General features: G+C 35.2%; 11 protein-coding genes and 1 other annotated feature. Of the genes, 3 read left to right on the top strand and 8 right to left on the bottom strand.

The window, feature by feature from the left end; all coding sequences use genetic code 11:
- Positions 1–41: 41 nt before the first annotated feature.
- The 3 genes from NLX67_RS21920 to NLX67_RS21910 form a co-directional block, all read right to left on the bottom strand.
- Positions 42–596, bottom strand: coding sequence for an AAA family ATPase (locus NLX67_RS21920; RefSeq protein ID WP_309143163.1), 555 nt, complete (start codon positions 594–596; stop codon positions 42–44).
- Between the two features lie 187 nt (positions 597–783).
- Positions 784–1,434, bottom strand: a complete 651-nt coding sequence (locus NLX67_RS21915; protein ID WP_254313525.1) for a uridine kinase family protein — start codon at positions 1,432–1,434, stop codon at positions 784–786.
- Positions 1,435–1,684: 250 nt separating this feature from the next.
- Positions 1,685–2,809: an S-layer homology domain-containing protein gene (locus NLX67_RS21910; protein ID WP_254313524.1), complete on the bottom strand. Its 1,125-nt coding sequence runs from the start codon at positions 2,807–2,809 to the stop codon at positions 1,685–1,687.
- A gap of 680 nt (positions 2,810–3,489) precedes the next feature.
- On the opposite strand from NLX67_RS21910, the gene NLX67_RS21905 reads away from it, so the two are divergent.
- A complete protein-coding gene (locus tag NLX67_RS21905; RefSeq protein ID WP_254313523.1) occupies positions 3,490–3,885 on the top strand; it encodes a DUF5412 family protein in 396 nt (131 codons plus the stop codon).
- 399 nt (positions 3,886–4,284) lie between these two features.
- On the opposite strand, the gene NLX67_RS21900 is transcribed toward NLX67_RS21905, so the two are convergent.
- The 5 genes from NLX67_RS21900 to NLX67_RS21880 all read right to left on the bottom strand — a co-directional run bounded on the left by NLX67_RS21900 (position 4,285) and on the right by NLX67_RS21880 (position 9,516).
- Positions 4,285–5,199 carry a tetratricopeptide repeat protein gene (locus tag NLX67_RS21900; protein WP_254313526.1) on the bottom strand — a complete coding sequence of 305 codons (915 nt, stop codon included), beginning with the start codon at positions 5,197–5,199 and terminating at the stop codon, positions 4,285–4,287.
- A 93-nt stretch (positions 5,200–5,292) separates the two neighbouring features.
- Complete coding sequence (locus NLX67_RS21895; protein ID WP_254313522.1) at positions 5,293–5,973, bottom strand: hypothetical protein; 681 nt, start codon at positions 5,971–5,973, stop codon at positions 5,293–5,295.
- Positions 5,974–6,243: 270 nt separating this feature from the next.
- The gene (locus tag NLX67_RS21890; RefSeq protein WP_254313521.1) at positions 6,244–7,125 is read right to left on the bottom strand and encodes an aminoglycoside 6-adenylyltransferase; all 882 of its coding nucleotides are present in this window, start codon (positions 7,123–7,125) and stop codon (positions 6,244–6,246) included.
- A 411-nt stretch (positions 7,126–7,536) separates the two neighbouring features.
- Positions 7,537–8,238 (bottom strand): class I SAM-dependent methyltransferase, encoded by a 702-nt coding sequence (locus NLX67_RS21885; RefSeq protein WP_254313520.1) that lies wholly within the window; start codon positions 8,236–8,238, stop codon positions 7,537–7,539.
- Positions 8,239–8,288: 50 nt separating this feature from the next.
- Positions 8,289–8,541: a binding site (T-box leader), on the bottom strand.
- A gap of 378 nt (positions 8,542–8,919) precedes the next feature.
- Positions 8,920–9,516 carry a hypothetical protein gene (locus NLX67_RS21880; RefSeq protein ID WP_254313519.1) on the bottom strand — a complete coding sequence of 199 codons (597 nt, stop codon included), beginning with the start codon at positions 9,514–9,516 and terminating at the stop codon, positions 8,920–8,922.
- A gap of 147 nt (positions 9,517–9,663) precedes the next feature.
- Here NLX67_RS21880 and NLX67_RS21875 point away from each other — a divergent pair, with 147 nt between their 5' ends.
- Together NLX67_RS21875 and NLX67_RS21870 are read left to right on the top strand one after the other, a co-directional pair.
- On the top strand, positions 9,664–9,852 hold the full coding sequence (locus NLX67_RS21875) for a hypothetical protein (protein WP_254313518.1): 189 nt from the start codon (positions 9,664–9,666) through the stop codon (positions 9,850–9,852).
- A gap of 148 nt (positions 9,853–10,000) precedes the next feature.
- Positions 10,001–10,228 carry a hypothetical protein gene (locus tag NLX67_RS21870; protein WP_254313517.1) on the top strand — a complete coding sequence of 76 codons (228 nt, stop codon included), beginning with the start codon at positions 10,001–10,003 and terminating at the stop codon, positions 10,226–10,228.
- Positions 10,229–10,452 lie beyond the last annotated feature (224 nt).

The following is a 10,452-nucleotide window of genomic DNA, read 5'->3' as shown; positions in this document are numbered from 1 at the left end:
TGAATGGGCTGCGTCTAATTTAGTATGGCCATTTTATGAAGTTAGAGAATTGAATTTTCATGGGAGCTGAATAAGAAGCTAGGATTTTCTTTTATATTTGAAATAATTTCATCTAAATTTGATGGTTTTAAGTCAGTTGTATTATAAAAAAAGCGTTTATCTATTTCTTTACTTTCAAACTCATTTACTAATTCTAAACATCTTACTCCCATCTGATGTTCTTTTATCCTTAAAGCGTCTCTTCTCAACAATTCATCACTATCTACCCATAAAACAATATACATAATTTCAACACTTTTAACTTTGGCATAAACCTTTCGGGAAAATTCTTCTACTTCTTTTGGAAAAGCAACATAATCAATCACAACATCCTTATTTGCCTGGACAAAATTGATACTTAAATCCGCTATATTTTCCCAAATTAACGCTACTGCTTCTTTACTTTCCCACGGTGGAAGGTATCCTCCAATCACCATATGATTAATTACATCCCCTTCAATATAAGCACTATGGTCAAGCTGTTCAGCAAGTCTCTGTGAAGTAGTAGATTTACCAACCCCTGCTGGTCCAGATAGAATATAAATTTTCCTCATCATTTTCACCTGCTTTTTATAGATAATTCTATATTAAAATCCTGAATTCCTTGTTCAATTAACCTGCTTCGTTAGTTCAATAAAAAAAAGCTGCCTCAATGACAGCTCGTTCTTAAACTCTTGCACCCGTTACTTTAAGTACAATACTTCACAAACCCACAATTAGTTGAACAAGAAAATGTGATTACCATTAAAGGTATAGCCATCTGTCACTCTCGTACATTACATTAACTTCATAAATAGAAATGTCACCAATCTGTCCAGTACCATCAATGATGAGGTCTGCGTGTTCCCATGATCTTTGAACCTCAATATATTTTTCTTCATCAGGACGATAGACGTTTTCCCACAAATACCTATTGCCAGTTCCAACTTGCTCCCTTTGGACAATTCTTTCAAGGCTAGTTTGCTTTGGACTATCTATCCAAATTCGAACATCATAAAGAGGTAGTAACTCTTTTCGAATTGAATAGCATCCCTCAATAATTAAGATTCCACCTGTCGGCACATCGTGCCATTCAGCCATTTGGTCTGTGTCCCAATCGTATCGCTGATACCGTCCGAATTTGTTATGAGATAAAGGAGTAAGAACCTGTTCACATACCCGTTTCCAGTCAAAATTTCCACCGATAACTTCTGGATTAATCGCTTTTTGTTCTTCAGAAGGACGATAAAAGTCATCCATATGCACAATGACCACTCTATTATCCAATTTCCTAAGTTTATCCGCTATTGTGCTTTTGCCAGAGGCACTTGCACCATCAATACCAATGATAAGGGTATTTCGGTTCTTTTGTATTCGGTCGAATTTAGTTAGGAACTGCCTTAATGATACAATCATATTAGAAACCCCCCTCACTCATTTTATTGTACTAACATAAGAGAACACTATAATAAGTTTTCAACTTTGTTCTTCAACAATACTGTTATTTACTCAACAGTATCGGTCAACTGTTGATCAAGCAACTAGATCATTTTAACGTCTATACTAAGGAACTAATTGGAAACAAAAAAGCAAACAAGCGGGAATTACACTTGTTTGCTTTTTGTTTCATAACTAAAGGTTTTCTTCTACTTTATAGGCAAAAAGATTAAGATTCACTTACGGCTTCAGAAATCTCAGCTTCCAATAGCTCTTCTGATTCGTCATCTAATTGGATGTTATAGATTTTCCATACTCCGTCAGCATCTTTTTTCAGATAAGCAACACCTGATGCATCCACATTCATCGAGAAAGACATATCTGGAGATGTAAATGCCACTTTTAAAGTTAAATCATCAACACGTACTTCTGCCATGCGCTTTCTAATTTTAATCATATCAAGAGAATGAGTACCAACCTGCTCAACTGAAAAAGTAGTATCCGGTTCTTCTTCTATCTCTTCCCCCAAACCAAGGCTTTCGAGTGAATAAGACAAGTAGTAACCTGTCGCAATTTCGTTGTATAAAGCTTCGAGGCCAGCTGTATCCTGAGCTTTCATAAGCTGAAGTTCTTCTGTGATGCTTCGGTTTACAATGTCCATTACACCAGAGCTATTTTCAGCGCTGCCTGGCTCCTCATACAAAGCCCGGTCAATGATCGCAATAGCCTGTCCACGTGTAGCGAGGTCATTCGGTTTAAATGTGTCCCCATAGCCCATAACGATCCCTTTTGCTGCAAGTTTTGTGACCGCTTCGTAAGCAAAGCTCGTTTTAGCAACATCTTTAAATGTTTTGACTTGTGAAGGGTATTCAACAGTATCTTTAAACGCACGATAAATCATAGCAGCCATCTGCTCACGGGTAATGTTAGCGTCTGGATAGAACTTCCCGTCTTTATATCCCGCGATAATTCCCAGGCTGCTTGCTGTACGGATATAGTCATAATGCCATTTTGACGCTTTTACATCTGAAAACGCCTGCACACCTGTACCAGCTTTCAATGACAAGGCACTGACTAAAATTTTAGTGAACTGCGCCCGCGTCACTTTTTCTTCAGGGCGGACATTCACATAAGTATAATCATATACTTCCCCGTCTTCCTCAAATGATTCTGATTCCACATAACCATCAATTATGTCTGCATTAATAAAACGCTCAATAGAATCATAAAAACGATAAGAAGAGTCTACGTCACCAATTTCATAAAGCTCGGTAGATTTTGTAGCGGCTGAGACTGATGGGGCAATTAAAGTAGTGGACAAAACCAAAGCGGATAATGCTTTAACAATTTTCACTCGTTTTCCTCTTTCCTTTTCTTTATTAAATTCTGCCAAATACACATTGTCTAAATTTAAAAGATATTAATAACGCTATAGATTCCTTTATAAACTAAAAAATACGTTTTTACAAGAACTTTTTAGTATTTTAAAAATATTAACAAAAAAACCTTTAAATGGAATTGTTATAAAAAGATAAACTTCTTTATGTTGACTAAAAAAGTTATTCTGACTGCGTTTTAACTCATATTTTTCTTGACGTCATCATATTAAATTAACATGTATCAAAAAAAGAAGAAAACTTTTTTATTGAATAAAAAACGGATTTTTTGTAATTGTATCCAATTTGTTAATGATGCTTCTGAATAGTTAAATGTACCTATTTTATATTTCGGGAAAATATTTACACTAAACTCTAGATTGATAAGAAAGAAGAAGTATAAATATTTAAGTGCAAACAGTTTACCGACACTGCTCATAAAAAAGTAAAATATGCTAAAGAATTTAGGTATGACCTCTTCTAGTTTTGACATCAGCAGGCTTAGAATAAATTAAAACAGGCACATGGGAAAGGATCTTCTAGAAAAGTAGGATTGATAGTCGTAGGATCAAGAAATGATAAGATGAAGTACTAATCAATACTTTCAGTTAAGAAAATATTGTGTTCTATATTTGTAAAAGAAAATGAGGTTGATTATATGAAGAAAGCTTTAATTGTTGGCTTAATCTCTTTGTTTTCTATTCCTTTATTGATAGTTGTTTTATATCAATTTCAACAAGATCCAGAAGATCTACCGTTAGGCATATTAGTTAAAGAAATACCCTCTCCCACTAATGAAGCTGTAATTCATATGTATTTAGTTGATGAAGGCGGTGCAACTAGCCGGTACCAAATGAGAGGGGAAGTAATTTACGCAAACAAAGAAAGTAAAAATATTTATTTTAACTATGATGAAGAACGTACTGATGTTCAATGGATCGATGAGCAAACAGTAATAATAAACGGAGAAAAGTTGGACATAAAAGAAGATTTTTATTATTGGAAAGATGATCCGGACTGGGAAAAGAAACGAAAAAAAATGTATGAGTTATAAACCTGTTCTTTTTAATGGTCTAGCAAAAACCAAGATGGTATTTGATTTTAAGCGGATTCCTTATCCTACTATTAATTTTAAAAGGTGATATTATGATAGACTTTTTTATTCAGATTATCTTATTTTTCTTATGTCTTAGTATTTTATGGAGTATTGGACAGGTCTTCAAAAAGAGAGTGAAAAATAAGAACTTGCTCTGGTCGCTTATCACAGTGGCTATCGCACTTGTCTACTTATGGCTACTAATAAATGGCAATATCCAAAATGATGTTATTCAATTTGGGTTAGTCATTATCCTATTAGTCATCTCAACTGTGAAATCCTTAGTTGAATTTAAAAAAATTAAGGAATAAAGAAATTGTTTCATGAAACCCCGAATGGTCACGTTTTCCTTATGGTTTATTCTTTATATTCGGGGTGGTTATGTCGCTTACATCCAAATAAGTAACAACCTCCTGTCATGGCCATTTCAAATTCTAGTGAAGGAATATATCCAGATGAAATGCGATCCATTATTGTCTCATATTCCTTCCTCTCCTCCATTAAGTTCTCGATAGAAGCTTCTTTATCTTTTTCTGTCCAATTTTCTTCACATTCTTCTTCAAGCTCATTTTTTATCTCTTTATTTTGTTGATGAATGGCCTCAGTTAAGACTTCATGAGCGCGGTCGATATTCCCCACTTTAAACAACGCATAAACAAATCGACTGATCCAATAAGGACCTTTTGAATAAGATGAACAGCCCTTCTCAAACCAATTTATGGCTTCTTTGAAACAGTCCATTTCAACAAAAAAATCCGCCATGTCCACTTCCCCAACAAATTCATCTGCCTCTTTTGAAAAAGCTTTCAGTTTTAAATATGCTTCTTCTTTCCGCCCACATTCAATCAAGCATTTAATATGGGTGTACATAAGATAGTCTGAATCCCCAGCAACCTTCAAAAAAAGAGCCGATGCTTCTTCAATGTATCCAAGATGGTACATGACGATCGCTGCATGGTGATACGCTTCGTTGGATGGCTGAATGGAAATAGACTTCTGCAAAACAGCTAAGGCAGGCTGCCACTTCTTTTGTTTCAGATAAATTTCACCTAATAGATTATAAGGAAAATGAGAAGTTGGATTCATTCGAACCACTTCTTCTGCTAATTCAAGCGCTTTTTCGATATCCTCCTCTTCATAATTGTACATCCATGCAAGATTATGCAACGATTGGACGGTTCTTGATTCTTTCACGGCCCGCTGAAAAAGGGCTAAAGCTGCTTCGTATTCATAATTCTCTAAAGCATCAATTGCTTTTTGATTGGTATTCAATGCTACACCTCTTTGCATAGAAAGAAATATTAATATTTTATTTCTTTTTTGTTTTTCTAATAGGAAAATAAACAATGACTAACATAAAACCAATCAACAATGATAAGAAAGGAAAGATCCACGGAAAAAAATGATCGGGTACCACTCCCATGCGTCTGTATAATAGCCGATTGCGTAAGGTACTACACCTCCTGCATTAAGCAACTCTGTTTGCAGTTCATCCCGCTTGTTAAAGTGGAAAGATTCACTCTTTACGTTCTTACCTTCCTCTATTCGAAAAAGGGTATATGTTAACTTATTTTCTGGAACCCCGCCAACAATATCTCCATTTGGATTTTCTATTTCTAATTCTCTAGTTTTCTTTAATAATATGACAAGTTCGGTTTTGTCCAACTTTTTATCTTCTAGCATTAAATAGGCGATCTGCCCATAATACCTATTAAGGCCTAATTCCTCTACTCGTATTGGATAGTCTCTTAATGTATCGATTTGCATCCCATCTAATTTTAGAGTCAGATCAGCAAGGGCTATTTTGTTATTCCAAGGATCTACATATGCTTCTTCATTTTTAATGTTCTCTTCGATCTCTATCCTTTGATTATGAAAATTAAAGGTCGAATCAACAGGTGAATACTCAGTATTTATCCCTGTTATTGTATAACGTGCATTCATTTTTTGATCATTAATGAGTTCCATAGTCATTTTTGTGCTCATTGGAAGAGAGACGAAAAATAATACTGCTCCTATCAAGAAAAATACCGCTCTTTTTTTCATTTTTACGCCCCTGCCCATTCATTTTCTCTTTAAACTTAGTAATACGATCTGACATGCTGAGACTGTTCTTATTTAGCGGCCTGTTTCACTTCTCTGAGAATCAGAGCACGGCGGAACAAATAACGCAAATAAAGTCAGCTGCTCTCTCTTTTGAAAAAATTGGCTCTGCTAAAGCCAAGTGTTGATAAAATCCCTCTTTGTTTTTGATACACTGTATGGACGTACTATTGATTAATCTATATTATAGCCTGTCTAAATTCCGCTGGTGTTTTAAAAAATTTTCTTAGCATCAGTGTGTAAGTTTTGTACTGATCTAAGGAAGTGTAGCATAGCAGCCTCTTCTTCCGCTGCATAAGGAAAACCGAGTTGTGTGGCTACATCTAACGCAAGCTCACGGAAAAGGGTACAAGCGGCAAATATACTCATCCAAAAAACTTCTTTTTCACAATTAGAGTATGTAGATTTATACATAGTCCAATAATCCTCAGTAAGATAATTACGAAAATATTTTCCCATCTTGCCAGCTGACACTTGAAAGTTATACTTACAGCCAATCCACCAAGCAACCATCATGTCTAGATCATTTCTTACTATAAGATCAAACATTTGCTTTGCGTAAGGTAGTTCTTCTCGCCAGATGCCTTTTGCAACATTCTGTAGGCACCACCAGAAATCATTGGTACAGCTATAGTAGTCAGCAGCTGTCGGTTTACTGACATGATAGGATTGGTCAGAGGGATACGGGATATTAGGAAGAATCTTATCTTTATCTAGGATCGGAGCTGTTAAGCTATCTTTTTTATATGTACGTTTCATTTCCTCAATTGTTTGTAAACGCAGGTCTATCCTATTCCCGTCTTTAAACAGCATTAGATACCCATAGGAATCATATTGACTGCTAACGATACCTCGAAGCACATCTAGCTCATCTGGCTTTTGCATGATCAGCCGCTCTCCAAATACATCTATCCAGTTACTTTCCTGCAAAAAAGAAGCGATTTCGTTGACTACATAAACAATATCATAATCTTGAAAGATATCTTTTGGAGCATTTATATTAACGCGTGAACCATTTTGATAAACTGCTCTGACTCTGTCATCTCTCCTTGCAGTTTCAGTGATTAAGTACATTATCTCTTGTTCACTTCTCATTTGAAAACCTCCTTGATACACACAATCTACTTTACCATGTATTGGTTTTTGAGTAAGGTCTGTTCAGCTTACTTAATCAACAGTATCGGTCAACTGTTGATTAACCATTTGAGTTGTTTTTGCTTTAATGTTTTAGGAAATGTTAAAGACAATATTGATATTTCATCAAAAAAACAAATAAAAGAGCAAGTACACTCCCTTATTTGTTCCTTGTTCAACTAAAGCACCCGTTACTTTAAGTACATTATTTCACAAACTTTTTATGGTAGAGAACCTTCTGATCGGACCCATGCTGTTTTTGCCCTTGTCCGGCAACCATAAAAACCCCTCATTTTTCATTCATTATGTTGCATTATTTAATCAGTTGGTTCCTTTTTTCGATAAAAAGCAAAACAGGAATAAACATTTACCTTACTCTTTATCTTTCTTTCGAATTTTCATCATTGTATTTGCATTTCTTTGGAACTCATATGGCACTCGAACTTCTTCAACTTCATGCCCTTGATCTTTGAGCATTTTCACAATCTTATCTAAATGCTCGTACCTGTTTCCAGTAAGATCAATAAGTGGAAAGATACGAATTTCTTCTTTTGCTACCCGAAGCAATTCTTCAATCACATTCAGGTGAAATACTTTATCAAGGCGATCACCGTATGTAAACAAAAAGTGTGCAGAGAGAATCAAGTCAAATTGTTCACTTTCAAACGGTAGTGAAGGCAATGTAACAGGAATGTAGCGCTCTGGATTTTGTTTCATATCAGCTGCACAATCATTAAGTGCGCGGGTCCGGTGCTGCGCTAGATCTGTCACATCTTTAAAATAATCAAACACGTACTGTGCTTTCGCTTTTTCTACACTCTCCATCGCGTGTTCAAGATCTTTTTCCCCTTTATTGGCAAGCGCTTCGCCCGGATGATAATAAGCAATGTCACAGGCGGTCACGTCCAGTCCCTTTTGCTGGCTGATAGAGGTAAAAGAGCACGCCCCTGCCGGACAGTCCAAAATCTTTTTTCCTTCCATTTCTTCTGACGAAAGCGAAAACATCGCCATATATTCCTCGAATGTTCTTCCAATAAAAACGATACGTTCCAAATCTAACCCAACTTTACTCATAACTACTCATCCCCTCAATTTATAGTATAAAAAAAGGGTCCCTCATCCTAAAAAAGGACGAGAAACCCCGTGGTACCACCTTCGTTCGTTTATTAAAAATAAACGCACTTTACTGTACAGAAACAATTTATAATTGCTCGATACATTGTCTCTTTTAATCGGTGAGACTTTCCGCCATAACCTACTATTAGTTCAGCTTGGTTGCTCAGAAGCCCATTCAACAAAATTCCCACACTGATTCTCACCAACCATCAGCTCTCTAAAGTGTTCCTAATGTTTACTCCTCTTCATCATCGCATGTTTTATTTAGTTTTTATTACCATTTATCAAAATCAGTTTTTTTTCTATTTTATTACCTACTTAAAAAAATGTCAAAATATTTCTTCTTTTTAAATTATCAACTACACCACTCTTAACGAAATATAATTGCATTTATGTTGCATTAGGAAATTTTTATTTATTGTTATTAAACTAAACTGCTCCCTTAGTTAAGTAAGAAAATCTACATTATCCTTGAATGAGCCTTTCTTTAACCCAGTTATCGAAAATGCCTTTTACTTAACAGTTCAGTCTATTGGTAATTAAACCCAAGATATCGCAGATCACATTTATGGACGAACTATTGAGTAAAAAAATGCTTTTTGACTTGTCATTTAGACACGAGATATCAAAAAAATAGAATTAATACTCTTCATCAATATCATCGTTTTCCAATTTCCAAATTTCTACATCCATAATGGGAGAAAGTTTCTCAACAATTTTTTCGGGTGCAGAATAATCAGTATGTCCCGTAAAGATACTGAGGAAATCACCATCGTAGCCAATCCAATAAACCATGGTTTCTTCGTTCACAGCTAAATTTAAGAGATTGTCGTGAAAAGATAAATTCCAAGGCTCGTTAGACCACAAGACAAGTTCAGACGAGCAGCCAAACGTAACCAAGTAAGGAAATAGGTATCGAAAAGATGCCATGTTATCAAGCTGAACTGTTATAGTGACTCCTTTTTCATCTTTTTTAACGATGTCAAAGAAAGCATCGGTTTGTTTACAATCTTCAATAAATTCCTCCAGTTCCATTACTGTTTTTATCATGATATAGATAGGAGAGATTTTTTCTGCTTCCATGAATTGAAAAAGCCATTCATACTTATCGAATTTAAATAATTCAATGTGTATCTCAAAAGAAAAGTCTACGGGACCTTCAATGAGAAAGCCTGCCTCTCCGCTCACCATTTTTTTTAATCGCTTTGGTGTGTATTGAAAAATTTCAACTGCCATCGTTCATTCCTCCGTTCAAACCTGTCCGTAGGGACGTACTATTGAGTAAGCGTTAATTTTATATGCATACTCTAAGCCAATATAAATGATAAAATTAAAGTAAAGTTTATCATTTATACGATAGAGAAGAAGGAGTAAACAACAAACATGAGTAGACGTTCTTTTGGCACTGCACCTGTTCTAATAATGGTCGTTGTTATTTATCAATTTTCCTGGATGCTTTACAGGGCAATTACTGGCTTTGATTGGGGAACTTTTGGGTCAGACTTAATTGCATTCCTCATCACAGCTAGCTGTTTTTTTGTAATTTTAAAAATTAAAAAAGATAAACAGTAGCTTTCGAAAAATTGTTTATCCTTATTTCTTAATCAACAGTATCGGTCAACTAATGCTTAATAGTTTGGAAACCTTCAAATATCAACAGCCAACTTTAACATAGCCTATATTTAAAGAAAGGAAAGGTCACTATGAAAAAAGTTATTTATTGATTACAGCTTCAGCAACGCTACTTGTTTTTACAGCTGCATATCAGTCAGAACAATTACAATCCCCAACTGAAAAATTAGAACCAATATACAAAGAATCTGAGAATGTAGCTGTTGATCCCACTACAGATCCTGGATTTGCTCCTTTTGGTGCTGCTAATACTGTAATCGATGTCAAAAATAGCACATACGTATACGATCGAAATGAGAAGGCATTTGACTATTAAATCAATACAGTATGTTGCATTCGATATAACATAAGTATTCAACATGTTTCATTTAAAGATAGGAATCCAAACAAAAACAGGCGCTATCCCTTGAAAAATAAGGGGTGTAGCCTGTTTTTAATATATTCGCGAATGCAACATAATAATATGATCTGCCCCCCGTCAAGTAGACACTCATAAAGAGCTACATAGCCTTCACACGATATTCAACAGGGGAAAGATTA

The sequence above is a fragment of the Domibacillus sp. A3M-37 genome, assembly GCF_024213455.1.
GTDB classification, from domain to species: domain Bacteria; phylum Bacillota; class Bacilli; order Bacillales; family Domibacillaceae; genus Domibacillus; species Domibacillus tundrae.
The sequence above is the reverse complement of the archived record's forward strand: the minus strand, read 5'-3'. Positions and strand labels throughout refer to the sequence as shown.